Origin of the sequence: Nostoc sp. LEGE 06077 (assembly GCF_015207705.1) — a bacterium.
Taxonomy (GTDB): domain Bacteria; phylum Cyanobacteriota; class Cyanobacteriia; order Cyanobacteriales; family Nostocaceae; genus Nostoc_B.
Genome location: NZ_JADEWI010000018.1, coordinates 82279 through 107223, shown reverse-complemented (window position 1 = coordinate 107223; position 24945 = coordinate 82279). Strand labels below are relative to the sequence as shown.

General features: G+C 40.6%; 15 protein-coding genes. 9 read left to right on the top strand and 6 right to left on the bottom strand.

Annotated elements, in window-relative coordinates; all coding sequences use genetic code 11:
• Both IQ244_RS14550 and IQ244_RS14545 read right to left on the bottom strand, forming a co-directional pair.
• Positions 1 to 1028: ATP-binding protein (locus tag IQ244_RS14550; RefSeq protein WP_193895155.1), on the bottom strand; the 1028-nt coding region annotated here is incomplete at its 3' end.
• A 142-nt stretch (positions 1029 to 1170) separates the two neighbouring features.
• Positions 1171 to 1848, bottom strand: a complete 678-nt coding sequence (locus IQ244_RS14545) for an SDR family oxidoreductase (protein ID WP_193895153.1) — start codon at positions 1846 to 1848, stop codon at positions 1171 to 1173.
• A gap of 271 nt (positions 1849 to 2119) precedes the next feature.
• On the opposite strand from IQ244_RS14545, the gene IQ244_RS14540 reads away from it, so the two are divergent.
• Positions 2120 to 2458, top strand: a complete 339-nt coding sequence (locus IQ244_RS14540) for a hypothetical protein (RefSeq protein ID WP_193895151.1) — start codon at positions 2120 to 2122, stop codon at positions 2456 to 2458.
• 538 nt (positions 2459 to 2996) lie between these two features.
• Complete coding sequence (locus tag IQ244_RS14535) at positions 2997 to 4772, top strand: WD40 repeat domain-containing protein (RefSeq protein ID WP_228058929.1); 1776 nt, start codon at positions 2997 to 2999, stop codon at positions 4770 to 4772.
• Positions 4773 to 4891: 119 nt separating this feature from the next.
• Here the strand turns inward: IQ244_RS14535 and IQ244_RS14530 are convergent, their stop codons facing one another.
• Positions 4892 to 5347, bottom strand: coding sequence for a hypothetical protein (locus tag IQ244_RS14530; RefSeq protein ID WP_193895146.1), 456 nt, complete (start codon positions 5345 to 5347; stop codon positions 4892 to 4894).
• A 346-nt stretch (positions 5348 to 5693) separates the two neighbouring features.
• Between IQ244_RS14530 and ispG the strand changes: the two genes are divergently transcribed.
• Together ispG and ctpC are read left to right on the top strand one after the other, a co-directional pair.
• A complete protein-coding gene (ispG, locus tag IQ244_RS14525; RefSeq protein WP_193895144.1) occupies positions 5694 to 6920 on the top strand; it encodes a (E)-4-hydroxy-3-methylbut-2-enyl-diphosphate synthase in 1227 nt (408 codons plus the stop codon).
• Positions 6921 to 7254: 334 nt separating this feature from the next.
• Positions 7255 to 8544, top strand: coding sequence for a carboxyl-terminal processing protease CtpC (gene ctpC, locus IQ244_RS14520; RefSeq protein WP_193895142.1), 1290 nt, complete (start codon positions 7255 to 7257; stop codon positions 8542 to 8544).
• Positions 8545 to 8580: 36 nt separating this feature from the next.
• On the opposite strand, the gene IQ244_RS14515 is transcribed toward ctpC, so the two are convergent.
• On the bottom strand, positions 8581 to 8766 hold the full coding sequence (locus IQ244_RS14515) for a DDE transposase family protein (protein WP_193895140.1): 186 nt from the start codon (positions 8764 to 8766) through the stop codon (positions 8581 to 8583).
• A 184-nt stretch (positions 8767 to 8950) separates the two neighbouring features.
• Between IQ244_RS14515 and IQ244_RS14510 the strand changes: the two genes are divergently transcribed.
• Both IQ244_RS14510 and IQ244_RS14505 read left to right on the top strand, forming a co-directional pair.
• Positions 8951 to 9583, top strand: a complete 633-nt coding sequence (locus tag IQ244_RS14510; protein ID WP_193895138.1) for a Uma2 family endonuclease — start codon at positions 8951 to 8953, stop codon at positions 9581 to 9583.
• 38 nt (positions 9584 to 9621) lie between these two features.
• Positions 9622 to 10380, top strand: coding sequence for an ABC transporter ATP-binding protein (locus IQ244_RS14505; protein WP_228058928.1), 759 nt, complete (start codon positions 9622 to 9624; stop codon positions 10378 to 10380).
• A 221-nt stretch (positions 10381 to 10601) separates the two neighbouring features.
• Here IQ244_RS14505 and IQ244_RS14500 read toward each other — a convergent pair whose 3' ends face one another.
• On the bottom strand, positions 10602 to 11672 hold the full coding sequence (locus IQ244_RS14500; RefSeq protein WP_193895136.1) for a response regulator: 1071 nt from the start codon (positions 11670 to 11672) through the stop codon (positions 10602 to 10604).
• A gap of 12 nt (positions 11673 to 11684) precedes the next feature.
• Positions 11685 to 17753 (bottom strand): PAS domain S-box protein, encoded by a 6069-nt coding sequence (locus IQ244_RS14495; RefSeq protein ID WP_193895133.1) that lies wholly within the window; start codon positions 17751 to 17753, stop codon positions 11685 to 11687.
• A gap of 1827 nt (positions 17754 to 19580) precedes the next feature.
• Here IQ244_RS14495 and IQ244_RS14490 point away from each other — a divergent pair.
• From IQ244_RS14490 to IQ244_RS33235, 3 genes are all read left to right on the top strand, one after another.
• A complete protein-coding gene (locus IQ244_RS14490; RefSeq protein ID WP_193895131.1) occupies positions 19581 to 24047 on the top strand; it encodes a PAS domain S-box protein in 4467 nt (1488 codons plus the stop codon).
• Positions 24048 to 24195: 148 nt separating this feature from the next.
• Complete coding sequence (locus IQ244_RS32500; RefSeq protein ID WP_322746068.1) at positions 24196 to 24441, top strand: response regulator transcription factor; 246 nt, start codon at positions 24196 to 24198, stop codon at positions 24439 to 24441.
• Positions 24435 to 24929, top strand: coding sequence for a hypothetical protein (locus IQ244_RS33235; RefSeq protein WP_322746067.1), 495 nt, complete (start codon positions 24435 to 24437; stop codon positions 24927 to 24929). The genes IQ244_RS32500 and IQ244_RS33235 overlap by 7 nt, the downstream gene beginning before the upstream one ends.
• Positions 24930 to 24945: the final 16 nt, after the last annotated feature.

Sequence of the window (24945 nt, the reverse complement as noted above, 5' to 3'; positions counted from 1 at the left end):
GGAGGAGGTGGTGGTTGGTCGGGGGGTGGTGTTTGAACTACAGTTGCCCGTGGGACAATTACCAACTCGACAGCCCGGCGTAAATCTTCGGCGTTGACGGTGGTGCGCCCTTCTAAGGCGGCGGCGGCTTTGGCGACGCGCACAGCAAATAACTCCGCGCGATGACCTTGGACAACAGCGCGAATTGCTTCATTTACCAAGTAAGCAATTTGGTCGTGGGTGATGACGACTTCTTTTAACCATTCCCGCGCCAAGAGAATTTGAGTTTTGAGTCCGTCGAGGTCTTCGTTGTACTGCTGAAGAAATTCTTGGGGAGATTTGGAAAAAGCGATCGCTTGTTCAACTGCTTCTACTCGTTGATCTAGTCCGAGTACACCGTCAGCGGAGAGAGCGATCGCAATTCTATCCAATAAATGTTCTCTGAGTGCGCCTTCTTCGGGGTTGTACGTAGCAATAAATAATGCTCTGCAAGGGTGCTGAAAACTAATCCCTTCGCGCTCAATTTGGTTGCGACCTTCGGATAATACTGTTAAAAGTTGATTGGAAATTTGCTCATCTAATAAATTGATTTCATCTACGTACAGTACACCCCGGTGAGCAGAGGCGAGTAACCCCGGCTGAAAAATTGTATCTCCTTGCTTAACCGACTGTTCCACATCCACAGAACCTAAAAGTCGGTCTTCCGTCACACCGAGAGGAATCTGCACAAAAGGCGCAGGAATGATTTGCGTGGGGACATCCTGAATCTCTTTTTCGGCGTACTCTGCCAATAACAGGTTATCCCATTCATCGGGGCGAGTGGGATCGCAGTTGCTAATGGAACCAGGAACAACTTCAATTGGCGGTATTAAGGCGTGGATAGCACGCGCCATCACAGATTTTGCCGTACCGCGACGACCTGCGATCGCCACTCCTCCCAAAGCAGGATCGACCGCTGCTAACAGCAAGGCTAATTTTATCGCTTCTTGACCGACTACGGCCGTCAAGGGAAAGGAGGCGACGCTTGGAGTGATAGTAGGCGCAGGCATTGTTTACAAAAATGATGAAGGCAGGAGGTTACTGAGCGTAGCCGAAGTAAGACAGGAAGATTAGACTTCTGAATTATTTCTGTCATGCTTCACTGGTCTCGGTTTTTAGCATATCAATTTCTGGCGCTATCTTGCCGATTCGCTAATCTAAACTAAATGGGGCGAATTCTATTTGTCCGAATAGCATATTTTTGTCTACTGCTGACAAAATTTTATGATTGGAGCGATCAGTATTTAAACAAAGGCATACCAATTGCGCCACATCTGCACGATGAATACTACCAATAATGCGTGTGTCTTCGGTTAAAATGCCATTGCCTGTTGCGGGTTCTGTCTTAAGTCCACCGGGACGGATAATAGTATATGTGAGTCCACTGGCAATTAAATATTGTTCGGCTTTGTCTTTTTCGACTAAAACTGGTTGCAGTACGGCTAACGCTTGGGGGGGTAATGCACCAACACTATTTCCAGTACCAATAGAAGTCACTAAAATAAATTTTTGGACTCTGGCTTTGATTGCCGCATCAATCAGATTTTTATTAGCCAGGTAATCTGGTTTTTCTGTATCTGTAGGTAAACCACCGATAGTACTAATGACAGTATGGATGGGTTCATTGGCGATTATAGCTGCTTCCACATCACCCACATTCATAGCATCACCAATAACTACCTCAACGCCAGTTGCTTTGAGTTCAGCCGCAGCCGATTCATTTCGCAGAAGTGCTTTGACTTTGAATTGTTGTGCTGTTAGACAGTTGGCAATTTCTCTACCAACACCACGACTTGCCCCAGCCACAAAAATATATGATTCACTTGTCATAATTAATTGCTGAACTACTAATTACTTTGGCTCCAGGGATTGTATCAAAATATGAACATTCTTGAGGCTGAGATGAAAACGAACTCCAGCATCTATCCTAAATACTTTATTTTGTTGGGTTGCGCTAGTGCTTCACCCGACCACCTTTGATATTTTTGTTGTTTTTAATACTTACACTCCAGTTGAGTATTTTTACTTAATCCAATTGTAGGAGGTATTTTTGCTAGTGATCATGCGAATCTAACGAGTAACTCTTAATAGAACAAGACTGATGACTAAAAAATCTGAAGATGTGAGAGTAATCTCTACCACAAGAATTTGGGGAATTACAGTGGGTATTTTAGCAGTTTGTATCCCGCTTTCTGCTGTGACTAGAAGTGGTGCATTGCTACCTTTAGCGGCTATTGGCGGTGCTACAGCAGGGACAATCGCTATATGGCGTTCTGATGAGAAAAAATCAAAAGCTGCTGATTTACAACCACAACAATTAGAACTATTAGAGCAAAGAATAGCCAATTTAGAAACAATAGTGAGTCACGAAGAATTTGATTTACAGAATAAAATTAAACAGCTAGAAGTAAGCGATCGCAGTCATCATTCTGTCTCATAAACTCTAATTACATTACTAATTTTTGCAGCTTTCTAGTATATACAATTGTGGGAAATAGTTCTGCTATTTTGTGAGCATAATCTCTATAATTTAGCTAAAACAGTTATCATCAGCCTGAATTGAAGTAAATATGCCAATAACTTGCAAATTCTGCTTAAATAATACTTGTTTTGACTAATATTACTGTTTCTAGGAAACAGTATCTTCTTCTCTAGATTCGATAGAATTATTTGACATCATTTAGTTCTGTCTAACTCATACCAAATGCCAATTTGAGATTCTCAAATAAAAGTCTTTCCTAAAAGTCTCTCTGAAAAATCTCAAAGCAGCTTGCTGATCCCAGATTGGTATCAATTAGATCATTGTGCCGAGATGTGAGTGATGTTTTGACACTGAATTTTACAGATACATATCCATAAATGTGTTCTGTTAGACTGCGAAGATTACCGAATTTTTATTTTACTAGAAGTTATAAACTTGAGTAATTACGTTGGTATAGCTTACCGTAGGTATGCAACATTGTGCTGTTGGAATGCAAATGGATTGGATTAGCTTACTCAAAGCCCAGCAAGCTGATTTCCTTCAACGTGTTAAAAAACCTAAAACTTACGACTTATCTTTATTAGACAGTCAAGTTAAAGGTTGTCACAGCGAAATTATGGCATTTTGGGGTGATTCATTGGCAAAAATCCAAGAATTTTCGCGTCACCAAGCTGAAATTCTCGCCAAGAATCCACCGCCTATGCCGCCAGAATATCCCGAACCGCCTGATTGGGTAATTCCCTACCCAAAACACTTCCAACAACAAGCAGAAGATTATCTTTTGCGAGAGCAAATTGTTGAGCAAGTAATGGCGGAGCGGTTAGGAAAGTTAGTGAAAAAGTTGCCCCAAGACACTATTCAAAATATGGTGTTAGATGATGAAGGCCATTTACGTGGTGAAAGTAAGTTTACATACTTTCTTGCCGATGATCCTAAACGGAGTGTACTAGTTTATGCTGCCGATGGAGAAAGTTTTAACGGTATCAAGAAAGATAAAATAAGGTGGTCAGTTACACAAGATGATTTACGCAACCACCAAGTATTAATTTTTCTGTGTCTGTTTTATCCATCGAATGGGAAATTAGGCTATGAAAAGCACGCTGTAGTTGCTGGCTTTTTGCCGAGTCATCAACTGGAATTTACAGAAACTAAATCCTATGTTACTCCCAGTAACTTGTTATATGCAGGGGGATTAAGTTGGTATTTAGAGTCATTAACAGCGAAAAAGACTACTAAAAAAGATTTATTGCCAACAGTTGAAGAACAAGCGATCGCTGAAGTTATTCAAATTGTCCCATCAGATCATCCCCAAAAGGAAATTATTGGTGATTGGGAATTTTGGCAAACATTAAAAGGTCATACAAAAGGCATTCATTGCCTTGATTTTACTTCTCGCGGTCACAATGGCAATGTGATGCCAATTTTAGCTAGTGGGAGTCGTGGCGAAACAAGATTATGGGATTTAAGCAAGGGCGAATTAATTGATACATTATCTGAATATCCTTGGATAACATCAGGATTAGTCGATGATGTGAATTCTATATCTTTTAGTCCCGATGGTCATACATTAGTCAGTGTTGGCGCAGACTCGACAGTGAAAATTTGGCACGTCGGCGCACCAGAATTAATCGACATTCTGCACAAGCACAATGGCGCAGTGCGCTGTACTGCGTTTACCCCCGATGGCCGGATGGTAGCTACTGGTGGAGATGATCGAAAAGTTCTGTTTTGGGATTTAATGTATCGTCAGGTAGCGATCGCTCTATCCTTAGATGATACAGCTGCTCACTCTCTAGCTTTAAGTCCAGACGGCAAAACCCTGGTGACAGGTAGTTACCGCAAAATAAAAGTCTGGAAAACAGCCCAACTTTCGGAGTGTAAAGCCCTCCAAGAAATTGAACCACTGCACAGCTTAACCGGACATTCTCACATTGTGCGTTCCTTAACCATCAGTGCGGATGGCCAGTGGCTAATTAGTGGGAGTTGGGATCAGACAATTAAAATCTGGCATTTAGAGACAGGGAGATTAATTCGTACCCTTAAAGGACATACTGATCGAGTATATGCGATCGCCCTCAGTCCAGACGAACAAATCATCGCCAGCGGTAGTGCAGATAAAACTATTAAACTATGGCATTTCAATACAGGAGAATTATTAGGCACATTTACAGGCCATAGCAACATAGTTACAGCCTTAGCCTTCACTACTTCCGGTGAGATGTTAGTCAGCGCCAGCTTAGATAAAACCATTAAAATCTGGCAGCGTAGTTAATAATTACAATGGATTCTATCGCTATCACTCCACCCAACCTATTAGCATCCTGTTCCCTACAGGTAAGGGCGAAGCCTACGCCCTTACTGAGATTTTTTCTAAGACAATACAATATTGCTTTACCCAAGGAGACTTTCATCTTCACTAAAACTGAGCGAATCTGTTTCTAAATCATAGAAAAACTGTAATCTACATCTACCGACTTTGCCAGTAGAATCCTGATACTGATGTAACCATTGCTTCATTTTTTCCAATCCTGTTTCTATCAACTGGCTTTTTACCAAACTCACGCAAGTTCGCGGTACTGGAAAAACAGTAATTGACCAGTCTGGTTTATTCCTACCGTAATCTATTGATTTATTAGAGGTACTCAAGCTAACCAAGAAATATACATAGTCAATACTCAAAATTAACGCAGGATTTTTAATCTTACGTGGTTCTTGGTAGGAATCATAAAAAGCAACGCTAAGGTGGTCGAATTGAGGTGTATCTGATAGTGCTTCTGATAATATTCCAGCACTAATAGGGTATGACATTAAGCGAGAAAGTTTCTTTTTATATGTTGTAGGAATCATTGACTTGATTTACTACTCAGATTAAATATCTAGCTAAAAATTCTATATTAAAATAAATGTAGGTTGGGTAGAACTCAGTGGAACCCAACAAATAATATTCAAAACACAAAATATTTTACTTTGAGAGTTATACCGTTTCTTGATGAAGATCTAATTCTTTGTATACAATATCTCTACAGTATTTATCGAGTACAGCTTCACAGAGAATTGGTATTAGTATACAGAGTGCGATCGCACATCTGATTTTTTCCAATGTTATTGCCCAAAAAAGCCCCTATTGTGGCACTCTGAGAAACAGGATTGTTTAATCTAAATATTTTAGCTACAAAAAGTTACTGAATGAGTTATGCAAACTCTGCCTACACCTACCAGTTCAAACACCACATCTAGTCAACCCACCTTTGATACTACAATCAAGCGGCGTAAAACCCGCCCTGTAAAAGTGGGCAATGTCACCATCGGCGGTGGCTACCCAGTGGTGGTGCAGTCAATGATTAATGAAGATACTCTTGATATTGATGGTTCTGTAGCTGCTATTCGTCGGTTACACGAAGTTGGCTGTGAAATCGTGCGTGTTACAGTGCCTAGCCTAGCTCACGCTGTAGCATTGGCAGAAATTAAGCAAAAAATCATTAAAAGTTACCAAGATGTGCCAATTGTGGCTGATGTGCATCACAATGGCATGAAAATTGCCCTAGAAGTTGCCAAGCACATCGAAAAAGTACGCATTAATCCAGGATTGTATGTGTTTGAAAAACCAAACACCAATCGCACTGAATATACACAAACGGAATTTGAGGAAATTGGCGAAAAAATCCGCGAAACACTAGAACCGCTGGTAGTTTCTTTGCGAGACCAAGGTAAAGCTATGCGGATTGGGGTAAATCATGGTTCTCTAGCAGAAAGAATGCTGTTTACCTACGGTGACACCCCAGAAGGAATGGTGGAATCGGCTTTAGAATTCATCCGTATTTGTGAATCTCTAGACTTCCGCAACTTAGTTATTTCCATGAAAGCCTCACGAGTTCCCGTGATGGTAGCCGCCTATCGTCTGTTAGCGAAGCGCATGGATGAATTATGTATGGATTATCCTTTACATTTGGGTGTAACGGAAGCCGGTGATGGCGAATATGGCAGAATCAAATCCACAGCTGGTATTGCCACCTTACTAGCAGATGGCATCGGTGATACCATCCGTGTCTCCCTCACAGAAGCACCAGAAAAAGAAATCCCTGTCTGCTACAGCATCTTGCAAGCTTTGGGATTGCGGAAAACAATGGTGGAATACGTAGCTTGTCCTTCCTGCGGACGTACTTTATTTAACCTAGAAGAAGTGCTGCATAAAGTCAGAGAAGCTACCAAGCACTTAACTGGGCTGGACATAGCTGTGATGGGTTGTATTGTTAACGGCCCTGGCGAAATGGCAGATGCTGACTATGGGTATGTGGGCAAAACTCCTGGTTACATTTCTTTATATCGTGGACGAGAAGAAATTAAAAAAGTACCCGAAACAGAAGGTGTAGAGGAGTTAATCAACCTCATTAAAACAGACGGACGTTGGATAGATCCTTAATGAGTAAGGGGTGTAGGGTAGCCAGTGCGTTGGCCGGCTCTGCCGACTTGTACCCCTACGGGGAAGCAAGCTACGCGTAGCGTCTCCGATTAGGAGAAGCAACTGGCGTGTGTTGGGTATAGGGGTATAAGGGAAAATTTTCACCCTACACCCTTACACCCGCACACCCAATCTAAACCAATAACTATTTCATACTTCATCCTTCAGACTTCCCCATTTCGCCGGATTGTCAAGTATTTTAATGAAGTTAGGAATACACGTCCAGTCTTTGCAGAATACCTGTGTTAGATTGGGCATACTGACTATTATTTTTCCCTCTGACACAGCTGTCATTATGGTGATTACAAAAAGTAGGCTTGTTCTGGGTGCTACGGCAGTAACACTCTCCACAATTGCTGTTACTAGCCTGGGCATTCACTCGCGTGGTCAGGCTTTATTTAAAGCAAGTCCCAAAGAAACATTAGACGAAGTTTGGCAAATTGTTAACCGCCAATACGTAGATGGTACTTTTAATCAGGTAGATTGGCAGGCTGTTCGTAAGGAATACCTGAACAAGTCCTACAGTAATCAGCAAGAAGCGTATAAATCCATCCGGGAAATGCTGAAGAAGCTTGGTGATCCTTACACCCGGTTTATGGATCCTGAAGAATTCAAAAATATGCAGGTGGATACCTCTGGGGAACTCATTGGTATTGGTATCACAATCAGTCAGGATGAGAAAACTAAGCAATTAGTTGTCATTGCGCCGATTGAAGATACACCAGCATTTAAAGCTGGGATCTTAGCTAAAGATGTCATTCTCAAAATTAACGATAAAAGCACTAAAGGGATGGATACCAACCAAGCTGTATCCTTAATCCGAGGTGAAGCCAACACCAAGGTTACGCTAACAATTCAGCGGAACGGTGCTATCAAGCAATTTGACATCAAACGCGCCAGAATTGAAATTCACCCAGTACGTTATTCACAAAAACAAACACCAGCAGGTAATGTTGGCTACATTCGCCTGAACCAATTCAGTGCTAATGCTGGTAAGGAAATGCAAAATGCCATTAAAGATTTAGAGTCTAAGCAAGTCGCTGGATATGTTCTAGATCTGCGTGGGAACCCTGGTGGCTTGTTATTCTCTAGTGTAGAAATTGCTCGGATGTGGCTGGATAAAGGCACTATTGTTTCCACTATTGACCGCCAAGGTGAGCAAGAGCGAGAAATTGCCAACGGCCGGGCGCTGACAACCAAACCATTAGTAATATTGGTAGATAAAGGTTCCGCTAGTGCTAGTGAAATCTTATCTGGGGCTTTACAAGATAATAAGCGGGCTGTTCTAGTAGGTACACAAACCTTTGGTAAAGGTTTAGTACAATCAGTGCGCCCCTTAGAAGATGGCTCTGGATTGGCCGTCACAATTGCTAAATACCACACCCCTAGTGGTAGAGATATTAATCATGAAGGAATTGCGCCAGATGTGAAGGTGGATTTGACTGATGCTCAACGGCAAGATTTATGGCTACATGAACGTGACAAACTAGCCACTATGGCAGACCCACAATTTGCTAAAGGAGTAGAAGTTCTGGGTAAACAAATTGCTGCCAAAGGTATGACTACTAGCGCAGACAAAAAATAATTAGGCAAAACTAATTTTATTTGAACTCAGTACTATTTATTGGGGTTGGCATTTACCAGCCCTGATTAAACCAATTCTCCGAGCGATCGCTTCTTCTGGTGAAGCAAACGCCCCCCACTTTTCGATAATCTCTGGATCATCGTCCCTCACTAAGTGACTGGGGGCGATTTCGCAGTTTCCAGTACTGCGCTTAATAATATACCAAAGTTGTGTATTTTCCATTTTTAGCTATTCATAATTTTTTCCACTGCAACATCCGCTTAAAATCCCAGCCTCAATCATGCGGTGATACTCGTCAATCGTCCATTTCGCCACAATCACACTCATGACGATTGATTCCTCCCATCTGATTCCTGATGTTATCTTAGCAAGTGTACCTTAACCGCAGATTCTGTTGATTTTGGGTATGAATACTGTCATCACATCAGAGAAAATTGATCTCCCGCCTGGCGCTGTTGTCAAACTTTTGGGAAACTGGCAAGACTACCAAAGAATGGTATCAGTGTTAGGCGATCGCACTATACCCCGCATTAAGTATAGATCAGGAGAAATTTTGTTAATGGCACCGCTACCAGAACATGGCAGAGATGTAAGTTTGTTAGCTGATATTGCTAAGGTTTTGCTTGATCATTTGAACCTTAGATATGACTCGTTTATACCCATCACCATGACTTTACCGGAAATTAGCGGTATTGAGCCTGACTTTTGCTTTTATATTGAAAATTGGCGAGCGGCGGTAGGTAAAAGTCGGATTGATTGGCAAAACGACCCTCCTCCCGACTTGGCAATTGAAATAGATGTTACTAGTTATACCGATATTCATGACTATCTTATATATAAAGTTCCAGAAGTTTGGCTGCTAAGGAATAAAAATTTGTTAATTTACAGGTTGCAGGGAGAAACTTATCTGTTAGGAGAAAGTAAGTATTTTCCTAACATCTCAGAAATTGTGCAGCAGTGTTGCACAATTGCAAGTGAAGAAACGACAAGCGAGGCAATTAGATGGCTGAGAAAATTTCTGGGTTCTACGCAAAAATGATTCACTAAGATGGATAATTTTTTATAGATTAATTTGATATGACACCGCCGATGAACGCCGATAAACACCAATATGAAACTACACAAGATTTTAAAATTTTAGAGATTCAAAATCTGGATGTGAATTATGGCGGTATTCAAGCTCTGAAAAAAATTAATTTAACTATTAACCAAGGTGAGGTTGTTACTTTAATTGGTGCGAATGGTGCTGGTAAAACTACCACACTGAGAGCCATATCAAAAATAGTTAATCCTCAGCGTGGAGAAATTATTTATAGTGGACGCAATATTACCCGCCGTCAGCCTCACGAAGTTGTGAAAATGGGGATTGCTCATTGTCCAGAAGGGCGGAGAGTGTTAGCCAAGCAAACAGTTTTTGATAACTTATTATTGGGTGCTTATATTCGGTCTCATCATGCAGAGATAAAAGCAGATATTCAACATCAATTTGAATTATTTCCTCGGTTGTTACAACGCCGCAATCAATTGGCCGGAACTCTCAGTGGTGGTGAACAACAAATGTTAGCGATCGCCCGTGCTTTAATGAGTAGACCAAAACTGTTATTGTTAGATGAGCCAAGTTTGGGTTTAGCACCGACTATTGTTAAAGAAATCTTCTCAATTATCGAAAATTTACGGGCTACTGGCGTTACTATTTTGTTAGTTGAACAGAACGCGAACCTTGCTCTTCAAATTGCTGATCGGGGATATGTACTAGAAGCAGGTTCTATGACTTTAACAGGTGCCGCATCAGCATTAATTAGTGATGAGCGCGTGAAAAAAGCTTATTTGGGATAATTAAGACAGTGTTTCCTCATCCGCTGAGGTAGATTTATAGCGGTAGTTGGATATGTTCGGACAATTTGAAAGCTTGAATGCCAGGAATAGTAAGACTTTTCCTTCTGCTATAGTTAAGGTTAGAGGACGAGTTAGACTATCCTTGAGTATCATAGGCAACTGCCATAACTCGTAATTCTGAGATAGGTTAGTGGTGATGCGGAAATGTTGGTAGGCAAAGTTTAGATGTTAACTGTAAAGATGCTACCCCTAGAAAGATTATTTTCGATGGTAATAGTGCCGCAGTGTGCCTCAACTGCCATTTTACAAAAAGCTAATCCTAAACCAATTTGGGAAACATCAGGCATCCGAGTTCCCACCTCATATTTCTCAAAAATAATTTTGCGTAAGTCTTCAGAAACTCCTCTACCTGAATCAGCGACTTGTAATTTCGCACCACCTGTAGATAAATACTCAGCACGCAAGGTAACTTGAGAGTTTGAGGGTGAAAACTTAATAGCATTAGTAAACAAATTATCTAAAACTCGACGGAATATTAAAGCATCTATTTCAATCATGCCGCCAGGTTCGGGTAATTCACTAATTAGAGTAATTTTCTTTTGGGCAGCGATCGCTTCCACATCTATTAATGCTGACATACACAGCGCACAAAGATCTACTGGGCTGTAATTGAGAACCATTTTTCCCGATTCCAGCTTGGCCATAAGCAACAAGCTATCAATCAATGATTGTAGTTGTTGTCCAGCTAGTAAAATTTGCTCAATCTTTCCTTGCTGCTGTTCGGATGTTAAGCCAGGAAATCGGAGAATCTCAGTCCCCAAGATAATACTAGCCAGCGGATTTCGCAGATCATGGACAATCATATTTACCATGTCTTCTCGCAGTTTGAGCAATAATTGCAGGCTGTCATACTGCTGCTTAATCCGCAACATCGAATGAACTCTAGCGCGTAATTCCACTCCGTTGACGGGTTTACTAATAAAGTCATCTGCACCAGTCCCTAGACAACGCGCTAAATCTTCTTTTGCCGTTAAGGCTGTCACCATGATAATTGGCACAGCTTGCCATTGGGGATTAGCTTTGATTTGCTGACAGACTTCCATCCCATCTAGATTGGGCATCATCACATCCAGCAAAATCAAGTCAGGCTGAAAATTATCGAGACGACTGAGAGCTTGTTGACCACTAGGAGCATAATGTAGCTGGTAGTTCTCCCCATCCAGCAAAGTTTCAATAACATCAAAGTTATCCGGTTCATCATCAATTACTAAAATAGTGGGTTGAGTATCCATCGAGAAGTTGTGCTATCTTCTTAAAAGTTTTTGAATTGTGGCTACCAGCTGTTTAAGTTTTACAGGTTTGGTTAAATATTCGTTAGCTCCAGCAGCTAAACAAGTTTCGCGATCGCCCGGCATGGCTAAAGCCGTTAGTGCAATCATGGGAATATCCACAAATTGCTGTCCCTCACGGATACGGCGCATTGCTTCCAAGCCATCCATTCCCGGCATTTGAATATCCATAACAATTAAGTCGGGGTGTTGAACTTTCACAAGGTCAATAGCTTGTTGTCCATTGTTTGCGAAAATAAGATGATAACCTCGACTTGCCAAATAACCAGACATCGTATCAATATTTGCTTGATTATCTTCTACTAGCAAAATCACAGGATTAGCCAGAGTAGTTTCTGGGATTAAATTTTGATTTTGCACTTGGCAATAGGTAGAATTTTGCAGTTTGCCGATAGTTTCTTGAAGTTGCGCGCGGGTAATTGGTTTAACTAAATATTCAAATGCTCCCTGAGCCAATCCTTTGGTACGCTCATCTACCACAGAAAGAATAATTACTGGAATATTTTGACTTTGGGGATTAGTTTTGATTTGAGCCAGCACTTCCCAACCCGACAGATTGGGCAGTTGCAGATCTAGAATCACCAAAGCAGGCTGAGTACGCAGTACTTCTTCTAAGGCTCCTTCACCTTGAGTATAGATCATGGGTTGCATTCCCATTTCGTGGAAGTAGCGAGTAATTTGATCAGCTGCTGCCACAGAATCTTCGATAATCAAAACTGGAGCATTTTCCGCAGGTAAGCAATGGCAAGGTAATACAGCAGTGATTTGCGGTGTGAGTAGATAATCGCTGGTCAGACAGGGAATGCGGACACTAAAACAACTTCCCCCCCCAACTTCACTGCTGATTGAGATTGTTCCGCCATGCAACTGCACAATTCGCTGCACTAGTGCCAAACCTAAACCCGTGCCACTATAATGCCTGTTCAGGCTACTGTCAAGCTGGACAAAGGGCTGAAACAACTTACCAATTTCTTCAGGGGCGATACCGATACCGGTGTCAGTTACATGAAAGCAAATTGTGACAGTAGATGAGGGAGCCGCATCCCCTATTTCTTCCCGCCGAACTTCTATCGTGACTGAACCTCCTTCTGGTGTGAATTTGACAGCGTTGCTCAGTAGGTTAATCAGTACCTGACGTAGACGGCGATCGTCTACTTGAATGCTGTTGATATTACTCTCAACATAAGTGTTGAGGTGGATATTCTTTTTTAACGCCATTTGTTTGACAAAGGAGAGACTGGCATCACAAAGACTTCTGACGGAAACATCACTTAATTGCAGTTCCAGTTTGCCAGACTCGATTTTTGATAAGTCGAGGATGTCATTAATCAGTTCTAGTAAATGTCTCCCACTACGCTCAATGGTGGCGATCGCTTTGACTTGTCGTTCATTGAGGGAGCCAAATACACTTTCTTGTAAGCCCTCTGACATACCCAAAATGGCATTCAGCGGCGTTCGCAATTCATGACTCATATTGGCCAGGAATTCGTCTTTGAGGCGAGTGGCGCGGGCTAGTTCAATATTCGTATTCACCAGCTGCTTATTTGTTTGCTGTAGTTCTTCTTCAGCTTGTTTGCGATCGCGAATATCAAATAAGGTGGCACGATTATATAAATATTTGCCACTGGCATCTTTGACGGCAGTAGCATTAATCAATACTGGTAAGACTTTGCCATCTTTACAAATCATTTCATACTCTAAATCTTTGACCCACCCTTGCTGTTTGAAACAAGGATAGTTTTGCAGGAAGGCCAAGCGACTGGCTTGGGTGAAAAAATTCACCAAGGGTTGACCAATCATTTCTTCACGCTCATAGCCTAACCATTGCAATTCTGTCTCATTGACTTTAATTAATCGACCTTCATTATCCAGAGAATGGTAGCCACAAGGAGCATTATTATATAGATCTTCAACAGCATGGGCATATTTTGCCAGGGCTTCTTGTGCCTGTTTGCGATCGCTAATATCAGTTATCCGGACTATATTCATGGTACGTCCAGCGACAGTAATTGGCTTGGCAGCAATGTTTCCCCAAAAAATTTTCCCTTGCAAGGTCACATATTCAATTTCTCGGCTCCAGACACCTTGAGACTCCATTTCTTCAACAATTTCCTCTGTTTCCTTGGTAGTGAATGAATGACGCTGGAGTGCTTGCCCACTAATATTGATTAATTCAATTTTGTGCCTTGCCTCAAATAATTCCACTGCCCGATCATTGCAATCCAAGGTGAGCAGTGTTTGCGGATCAACTAAGAACATGGCATCGGCTGATTCGTTAAAAATTGCTTCGCGCAAATCCCGGTTGCGGATCAGTTCTTGTTCAGCTTGTTTGTGAGCAGTAATGTCAAAGTTCACGCCAATGACTCGTACAGGTTCACCCTGCTGGTCACACTTAAGAATACCGTAGCCTTTTAGGAAACGAACTTTACCACTCGGCTGGATAATGCGAAACTCAACATTATATTCTTGCTTGCCTTCGAGAACTTGCTGAATACTCGCCAACATATAATCCCGATCTTCTTGGTGTATGCAGTTTAACCAAGCATCATAAGTACCCGGAAAATCGCCTTGGTTAAACCCATACAGTTGATGCATTTGGTCATCCCAAATTTGTTTGGCTTGGGCAAAATCATATTCCCAAATCCCAAATCTGCCTGATTGCAGTGCTAAGGTGAGTCTTTCGGAAAGGTGTTGCAGTTGTTCTTCAGTCTGCTTGCGACTGGTAATATCTGTGAGTGTGCCGATATACCCGATAACTTTGCCACTAGCGTTAGTTTCGGGTAACACGTAGCAGTGAAACCATTTAATACTGCCATCAGGGAGTAGATGTCTACCCTCGTTGTAAAAAAGTTCGTTTGGCGCTAATTCTGTTTCAAACAATTCCATAAGAATCCGCTCACTTTCATCTGGGTGTATGGCTTCTATCCAACCCATCCCCAACCCAGTGGATGTTGGTCTACCAGTCATCTCACTCCAACGATCATTAATGTAGACACAGTTGCCCACAGCATCTAAGCGGAAAATAGCGACAGGAGCCGCTTTCGCCAAGGTGGCATAACGGTGTTCACTATCCCGCAGGGCTTCTTCTGCCTGTTGGCGATCGCTGATATCTGTTAATGTACCGATGTAGCCACCGATGTTGCCGTTAGCATCGATTTCAGGTATTACCTGGACATAAAACCAGTTAATGCTGCCATCGGGACGCAAATGTCTGCCCTCATTCTCATAGAATTCTCTGGGATCAACAATTCCTTGCCCAAATTTGAGTTCCCATTCCTGCTTGAGGCGATCGCGATCATCTGGATGTACAGCTGCTGCCCAACCCATCCCCAATGCAGCCTGTGTTGGTCTACCTGTCATCTCGCTCCAGCGATCATTCACGTAAATACATCGACCAAAAGCATCAAGCCGGAAAATACCTACAGGGGCTGCTTCTGTCAAATGTGCATAGCGGCGTTCACTCTCGCGGAGCGCTTCTTCTGCTTGTTTGCGTTCAGTAATGTCTGTGAATGTGCCAATGTAGCTAATAATGCTACCGAAAGGGTTGGTTTCGGGTAGTATTTGCAGGTAAAACCAAGTAATAATACCATCTGAATGCAAATACCTACCTTCTTGGCGTAGTTGCTCAAAACCTTGTGACCATTGCATCCACAGGTAATGACGGTCTTCTGGATGTAAATTCTCTAACCAACCCATACCCAATGCGGCCTGTGTTGGTCTATCTGTGAGCTTGCTCCAGTAATCATTAACGTAAATACATTGACCTGTTGTATCCAGCCGGAAAATTGCCACTGGCGCTGCTTCTGTTAAAGTTGCATAACGGCGTTGGCTGTCTCTCAGGGCGGTTTCTATTTGTTTTTGCTGGGTAATATCTTTGGCAATACCTAAAAATCCGATGTTGTTTCCTTCTATATCTCGTAAGGTTTTCACTGAGAGAAATACAGGAAAGCGTGAGCCATCTTTGCGAATGTAAGTCCATTCATTTTCATAGGTGCTACCATCTTGAGTCAGGGCAGTAAAAAATTCTTTCCCAGGTGCAATTTCCTTACCCAGTTGCAAAGAAAGTTCAACTGCCCTTTGTTGGAGTTCTCCTGAGTCATGAAAAATAATCGGCTTGATTTGATTGACAACTTCATCTGCTGTGTAGCCCAACATTTTCTGAGCAGCGGCGTTGAAAATTTGGATGCCATTAGAGTTATTGTGGATAATTGCATAGTCACTGCCATCTAAAATGGCTTGTTGCAAATGATTGACAGCAATTAACTCTGCTTCTATCTGTTTGCGTTGTGTAATATCAATGTGGCAACCAATCATCCGTAGCGGATGACCATCTTCATCCCAAGCAATGACGCGACCGGAACAAATCACCCAAACTGTAGACCCATCTTTATGTTGATATCGCACCTCGCTGGAACAGGGAATTTGCCCACGACTTTGGATATGTTGCTCGAACATTTCCAGGATATTTGCTAAATCTTCAGGAAAAATCAGACGTTGCCATGTTTCTGGTGTGTTGGGCAATTCATGATCTGCATAGCCCAACATTTGCTTAAAGGTTGGGCTTAAATACTCATAATTGCTGGGAATATCCCAGTCCCAATAACCTGCTAGGCTGACTTCTAAAACTTGCTCCAGCAGATTTAATTCCATTCGCAGCATTTCTGACTGCTGCCGTTCTTGTTCTGATAGTTTGCGTTCGGTAATGTCCATCAACACGCCCAGCATTCGCAGCAGTTGTCCGGTTGTGTTGTAAATTCCCCTTCCCTTGGCTGACACCCAGTGAATGCTGTGATCTTCCCAAACAACTCGGTATTCCACCGCATAATCGGTTTGGGTAGCGATCGCCTGTTTTAATTCTTGCTCAACCCATTGCCGATCTTCGGGATGCACCTGACTCAACCACTGTTCTAGGGTTAATTGCACATCACTCGACTCAGAGCAAAAACCATGAATAGCATTCTGGCTGGAAAATATTTGATTCGTAGTGGGATTCCACTCCCAATAGCCAATACCAGTAAAATTTAAGGTCAGTTTGAGCTTCTCTTCGCTGGCTTTCAGGGCTGCTTCTGCCCGTTGACGTTCTGCCAGTTCTGTTTGTACTTGCTGATAGGCACTCGCTTGTTGAATAGCGATCGCAATTTGCACCCCTAATTGATCTAGCAAGTCTAATTCTACAGATTCCCAGTGGCGAGCAGCATTACATTGTTGAGCAATTAATAATCCCCATAATTCCTCTTTTACCAAAATGGGTACTACGAGATAGGCTTTGACTTCAAATTGTTCTAAAAGATGTAGATGACAATTGCTTAAACCCCCCTGATAAATATTGTTGACGGCTCTTTTTTTGCCTTGACGATAATCACTACCGGCTCCCTGTTGAAAGCAGGTATCCTCGATTTGCTTACCTAAAGCCATCGTCCAAGCCGGAAGGACTGACTCTGCCACAATAGTACCGCTCATATCTGGCTGAAATTGATAGACAAGTACTCGGTCAGTTTGCAAAAACTGCCGTACTTCTGTGGCTGTAGTACTAAGAATTTCTTCTAATTTGAGAGAATGACGAATGCGTAAAGCGATCGTGGCAATTAGTTGTTGTTGTTCTTGAATTTGTTCTAACTGTCGGGTCAGATGTATTCGTTCTACTGCATGACTAATGGTATTGTGTAAGGCTTTGGGGTTGAAATTATTTTTAACTAAATAATCCTGAGCGCCATTTTTCATAGCATTCATGGCGATCATTTCATCCCCGGCTCCTGTCAACATGATGACGGCAGATTGCTGATTATTCAGGTCTCCCCTCAGCTGTCGCAGAAACTCTAGCCAATCCTGATCAGGCAATAAATAATCCAACAAAATCACATCTGGTGTTTTTTGCTCACACCATGTCATCGCTTGTTTTGCTGTCTCAAATTCTAAAATTTCATAGGTATGGAATCTATCATGCTGTAAATACTGGCGATAAATGTAACGATCTACAGCGCAATCATCAATCAGGCAGATAGTCAGGGGAGAGCGATCGCTCATAAGTCAAAAATACCAACATAATAAAATTCTCTAGTCTTGATGTGCAGAGCATCCTGTAAATCAAGGAAAATTTAGATAAGGAAGCATAACAGCTGCAACACCTCACCTATGTTTATACTTCCCCAAAAAAGGTTATGCTGTGTAATTTTCATTCACTAAGTCTAAATTAATACAGAATTTCCAGTTTGATTCACTATACTTTAGTGTGATGGCTGAAATCCCTTAGCGGAGGACAGTGTTGGTAACTCAAAGCTTTGTAGACTCAATGCGGTTTACCGTAGGTTAGTTACTCGTTTTAGACTCAGCACTTTGTTATACGTGTTATGCAAACATACCTAAGAAACTATTTACAGCTTTCAGTACATTTGCAATTAGCAAAATCTGTCTACTTAGAACAACAAAACTAATATTTAACTTCTGATTGAGAGTGACTGCAATAATTTATAGCAGTAGCCAAGTTGGTTAGGACATCGATAAATAATAAAACTTAGACACCACAAAGCTTTTAACCCTGTCACCTGCTATATCTCACCAATCAGATGGTTAGCAAGATTTTTCTAATTGGGTTTTCTGCATCATCCTGCAATAAATCTCCTCAACCTTGCGGATAATTCCAGCACAGCACCTCAGTACTACTGCCGTAATTCAAAGTTGCTAGATAAGTAAATTTCCTCAAACTAATCAGTAACCAATTTCCTGTTTTTCCTCGATTCTTTTTTTCTGCAAAACCTGAATAATAAAGTTATGGTAAACACCAAGACATTCTTAATTCCTGATGTGATTACCAGATAATTTGGGATTTATTGTTATCTAAATCTCAAACTGATATCAATCCTGCATCTACCTTTAGGTTCTTCAATTCTTGATTGACACTGAGCCAAAATTCAAACACTCTTTCTCCTCCTAGCAATGACTAGCTAGACATAAGAATAGATTTTTTTGTAATTTTCGTTAGTGTCTTTGAGAAATGTCAGCTTTAGCTACAATAACCAAAGGAGTGTAGATTTATGTCTTTAGCAGGTATTAACAGTCACCATCAACAAAACCTCCACACTAAACAAGCTACAAAAACTTTATTGACTCCTATCAATTGTGTATTTCTGATAGGATCTTTCATTATTCTCTCAACATCTAGCTTCATCATCATCTCTTCACTTATTTCTGATATCTCTACCTCATCTTCGACTACTCATCCTACATCTATTCCCTGGATTAACAATGCGTTTGACTGTAAACATAGTGGACGAAGTTGGCATGAAGATAAGTGCTGGGATGAGGAACACAGTTTGATGTTTTAATACTGAATCGCATAGTCATATAGGAATCCGACTTGATTATTAAAATTACTTGTGTAGGTAAGGAATAGAAAAAGAAGTAACAGAGGTGTACTGGGTTTTTTCTCCAAATCAAATATGATTCCGATAGTGATATGTATTGCTATGTCCGAACTATCAATGCTTATACTAAATCTCTGTAAGCTTGCACTAAATAATTATTTTTGTCTTACTTGGCGCTCTTCTCTACGAGACGCTACGCGAAGGCATTATTGGCGGTTCGTAAAAAAATAAGCACAATAAAGTGATAGTAAATAAGTCTACTTTACGCGTCATTACATCTTTAATGGTGACACTTCATCAGGGGGAAATAGTATCAGCAATTAAACCACATTTGATCATGCCAAAAAGATTAAACTCTGGCAACTTTTAACCAGCAGACTTGAGATTAGTTTTTATCATAGAAAACACTGAGGTGTATTAAAAAAATATAAGCAAAAATATAATTTATATCTAGTCTCAAATTATCTATCTTGTTCTAGACATCTACATAATGCTTCTCAACTATCACAACCCTGATAATGTACACCAAACTATCGTCCGCCAGCCTCTCACTGTGAACTCTGAGATGCTGCTTCCAGATGTGATTGCACTAATTAATGAAGCGCAAAGTATTTTTAAGAGTTTGCCAAATAAAAATACTAATTCATCGCCCAATGTCTGTAAAGATATAGATAATATTACATCTCAAGTTGCCAGTTGTGTTCTAGTTATAGATAACGCGCAGTTGGTGGGAATTCTCACCCAGCGAGATTTAATTAAAATGGCAGCCGAAAGAAAGAATCTGGAAGGTATCAGTGTTGCTGAAGTGATGACGAGAGAATTAGTAACACTGAAGATAGAAGATTTTAAAGATGTTTTTACTGCATTAAATTTATTGAGGCAATATCGAATTTGTCATCTGCCTATTATTGGGGAGCAAGGGGAATTGATTGGATTAGTGACACCTGGAAGTCTTTTGGCAGTTACTATTCAGCAAGCGGGACTCTATAATTATGCGCGAGTTAAACTTGCAGAACGACAACGCATCGAGGCAGAATTGCGCTTGGAGCGTAATTTTATTTCTACAATTTTTAATCTCACAGACGCTTTAGTTGTTGTATTAGATAGCCAAGGAAGAATTGTTCGCTTCAATCATACTTGCGAACAAGCTACCGGTTACGCATTTGAAGCAGCTAAAGGAAAATCTGTTTGGGATGTGCTGATGTTACCAGACATTACAGAATGTCTGAAAAATATTTTTCAAAATTTAGTAGCCAGAGAATTCCCCCAACGTTACGAAACTATTTTAATTAATAAGGATAGCGATCGCCGCTTAATTTCTTGGTCAAACAAGGTCTTACTGAATCACGATGACCAAATTCACTATATCGTGTGTACAGGTATAGACATCACTGAAAGCCGCCAAGCTCAAGAAGAACTCCAGCAGACGCGTAATTTTCTCCAGTCGATGATTAATAATCTGCCAGTTGCGGTTTTTGTCAAAGATGCCAAACCCGAAAATTTGGGGAAATTCAAACTCTGGAATCATACCTGCGAACGTTTATTTGGCATCACAGCCGAACAGGCTATTGGCAAAACAGATGACGAATTCTTACCCAAAGAACAAGCAGACCTTGCTCACAAAACCGACGCAGTAGCTTTAGCCAGTGGTATACCCCAAGACATCGCTGAAGAACCTATAGAAACGCCTAAACTAGGACGCAGAATTTTACACACCACGAAAATTCCGCTATATGACAAAGACAAACAACCAGAATATTTGTTGTGTATTTCCGAGGACATCACAGAATACAAACAGGCAGAAAAAAATCTCCAACAAGCCAAAGAGCAATTACAAACAGTTTTGGATGCGGTACCTGGGTTTGTTTCTTGGGTCAGCGCTGATGGATCTTATTTAGGGGTGAATCAGCATTTAGCAGAAAGTTTTAACTTAACTACCGATGACTTTGTTGGTCAAGAACTGGGCTTTCTAGAAAACAACCCACAATTTACCGAGTTTATGCGTACATTTCTTGATGGGCAAGATGCTGCTGATTCTGGTGTTGTTGATACCCAAATTAACGGCATCACACGCAAACACCTAATCATAGCCCAAAAATATCAACAAAATACGGCGGCTGTTGCTGTCGGCATCGATATTACAGAACGCAAGCAAGCAGAAATGGCTTTAGCCGAATCGGAAGCTATGTTGCGTTCTGTTTTGAAAAGTACACCCAGCATGGTGAGGGTGGTGAATGCTGAGGGCAAAATCTCTTTTATCAACCAAACAACACCTCATCTACCCCTTGAGGAAGTTGTCGGTACAAGTATTGATGAATATGTATTACCTGAAGATTGCGAAATTCAACGTTCTGCTTTAAAACGGGTTTTTACTCACGGAGAAGTAGTAAGTTATGAAACTCGTGCTTTAGAGAATCAGACAAATTTGAAATATTATCATTCTCAGATTGGCCCAATTTGGCACGATCAGCAAGTGACATCTGCGGTCATCATCACAAATGATATTAGCGAACAGCAAGCTGCATTGCGAGAACGGAAACAAGCTGAAGCTGCATTGCGGGAGAGTGAGCAGAAATTCCGCTTATTAACCGAAAATATTAAAAGTACATTTTGGATCACAGAAATCCAAAATGATTTTTCCCAAATTATCTATATCAGTCCTGCCTTTGAAGAAATCTGGGGCAGGTCTGCGGAAGAAGTTTATACATCATATGAGATATTTGTAAATTCAATACATCCTATTGATCGCCCAAAGTTTATTGCCAATAAATATGAACAAATGCAGGGTGGATATGATGAAGAGTATCGGATTATCCGTCCTGATGGGGCAATACGTTGGATTCGCAGCCGTGCTTTTCCCATTAAAAACGAGCAGGGAGAAGTATACCGAATTACTGGTATCTCTGAAGATATTACAGAACGAAAACAAACAGAAATCGCTTTACAAAGTTTGATTGAAAGTACAGCTTCAACGACGGGACAGGACTTTTTCCCGGCGTTAGTTGAGCATATTTCTTCTACTTTGGATGTCCGTCACACTTTAGTCAGTGAGTTAATTGATGGGCAATTCCACACTTTAGGATTTTGGTCTGATGGGCAATTACAGCCAAATATTTTTTATGACCCTATATCGACCCCTTGTGAAATTTTACTTAAGCGGGGATATTATTACTGTGCTTCGGGAATTCAGCAACAATTCCCAACAGCAGCCAGATTGGTGAAAATGCAAGCTGAAAGTTGGATGGGAGTTATTTTAAGTGATGATTTTGGCAACCCAATTGGCTCACTTTGCATAATAGATGAAAAGCATATACCTGATACCCATAAATTTGAAGGAATTCTCCGAGTATTTGCAGCTAGAGCATCTGCTGAACTCCAAAGAAAGCGAACTCAAGAAGCTCTACAACAACTCAATCGAGACTTAGAAGCTAGGGTTGAGCTACGCACTTTAGAATTGCAAGAAAGCGAAGCTGAACTCAGAGCAATTTTTAACCAAGCAGCTGTAGGAATTAAACTAGAAACTTTAGATGGGAAGTTACTCAAGGTCAATCAACAATTGTGTGAATTTTTGGGTTACAGCCAAGCAGAACTCATGAATAAAACCTTTAAGGATGTTACTTATGTAAATGATATTTCCTATCATCAAAAGAACTTGCAAAAATTAATCTCAGGAGAAATAGAAACATTCTCAATAGAAAAGCGGTGTTTACATAAAAATGGTGATCCTATTTGGATTAACCTGACGGTTTCTTTAATTCGAGATGTAATTGGTAAACCAATTTATTCAGTTGGGATAGTTAAAGATATCCGCAATCAAAAACAAGCAGAAGAAGACTTAAAACGGCAATTTGCAGCCGTAGAAGCTGCCATAGATGGGATTTCTATTTTAAGTGGCAATATCTACACTTATGTCAATCAAGCTCATGTGGAGATGTTTGGTTATACTGAGCCGGAAGAACTCATAGGTAAGAGTTGGTCAGAAATCTACAATCTTGAAGAAGTTTATCGTTTCCAAACAGAGATTTTTCCAACGTTAATGCAGCAAAAACATTGGCGAGGAGAAACAATTGCTACAAGAAAAGATGGTAGCCACTTTGAAGAAGAAGTTTCTTTAACGATTTCCGAGCAAGGTGATTTAATTTGTGTCTGTCGTGATATTAGCGATCGAAAAAAAGCCGAAGCAGATATCTGCAAAGCTTTAGCAAAAGAAAAAGAACTCAATGAGTTAAAATCTCGGTTTATTTCTATGACTTCCCACGAGTTCCGCACTCCTTTAGCTGTGATTGCTTCCTCCGCTGGGATATTAAAAAGTTTTAGCCATAAACTCGATGAGCAACAAAAGCAAAAACATCTCCAGTGTATTCAAACTTATGTGCAGCACACGACGCAACTTTTAGATGATATTTTGCTCATTAACAAAGCTGAAGCCGGAAAACTAGCCTTTGAGCCAAATTCTCTAGATTTAGTCAATTTCTGCCATACCTTAGTAGAAGAAATCCAACTCAGTTCTCCTCGGCATAATTTGGTTTTTTGCTTCCAATCCCAAGATAGTTTTTTAGCCAGCGATAACTTCGTGGCTCGGATGGATAAAAAATTGCTGCGGCAAATTTTAAGCAACTTGCTTTCCAATGCTGTCAAATACTCACCAGACAACAGTCATATTCAAATTGATTTATGTATCCAAAACAAAAGCGCTGTTTTTCTGATTCAAGATGAAGGTATTGGAATTTTGCCAGAAGAACAGCAAAATTTGTTTGAGCTATTTTACCGCGCTAGTAATGTTGGTAATATCCCCGGTACAGGATTAGGCTTGGCAATAGTTCACAAGTGTGTAGATCTGCATAGAGGCAGAATTAGCATCGCTAGTCAGGTTGGAGTTGGTACAACATTTAGGATAGAAATACCACTGATTGTCTCATCGGTGAATGAAAATATTTTCGGTGTTACTCATAAATAATTTTTGGGAAATATAAATAAGGACAATCTATGTGTAACTAAGCCCAGTTTGGTCAATACTTAACTTAGGAAATGTTCTCATAGCGATTCTTCTATGTTTATGAGTATGAAGAAACTGTGTAGATAGAATTTATTTTCTCACCAAATTAATGAATCCGAAAATACTAGTAATTGAAGATGAAATTCAAATCTGCTCAAACATTCAGCAGATTTTAAGTTTTTCTGATTTTCAAACCATTACTGCCAATAATGGCTTAGATGGATTACGACTAGCTAAATTAGAAAAGCCAGACTTGATATGTTGTGATATCATGATGCCTGATTTAGACGGTTATGGTGTACTAAAAGCCTTAAGACAAGACCCAGAAACTGATGCCATACCCGTAATTTGTTGACTGCGAAAGTCGAGCGTGGTGACTTACGTCAAGGTATGGAATTAGGAGCCGATGATTACATCACGAAACCTTTTTCTCCAGAAGAACTATTGAAGGCAATTGAGATGAGATTAGCACGAGTAGCAAAGCCAATTTTGATGAAACAAAAGTATGAAAAAGAACGTCAACAAAATATAAAGCTGAAACAAGAAATTCAAGTAAATCAGCAAAAGCTCGAAGAAAGCCAACAATTAGCAGATATGCGTAATGAGGCTTTAGAAAAACTCTTGCAAGATTTAGGTAATCCTCTTTCTAATATTAATATGGCAGTGTATATGCTGAGGCAAGTCCAATCAGATAATGAACGCGATCGCTACTTGAAAATTTTACAAGAAGAATACGATCGGGAAATTATACTTTTGAATGAAATGAAAAATTTACAAGCATTATTAACTCCAGAAAATGCCAAAATTTTGCAAAAGTTTAATTTACTACATCATAGTAAATAAATAGTGGAATATTACC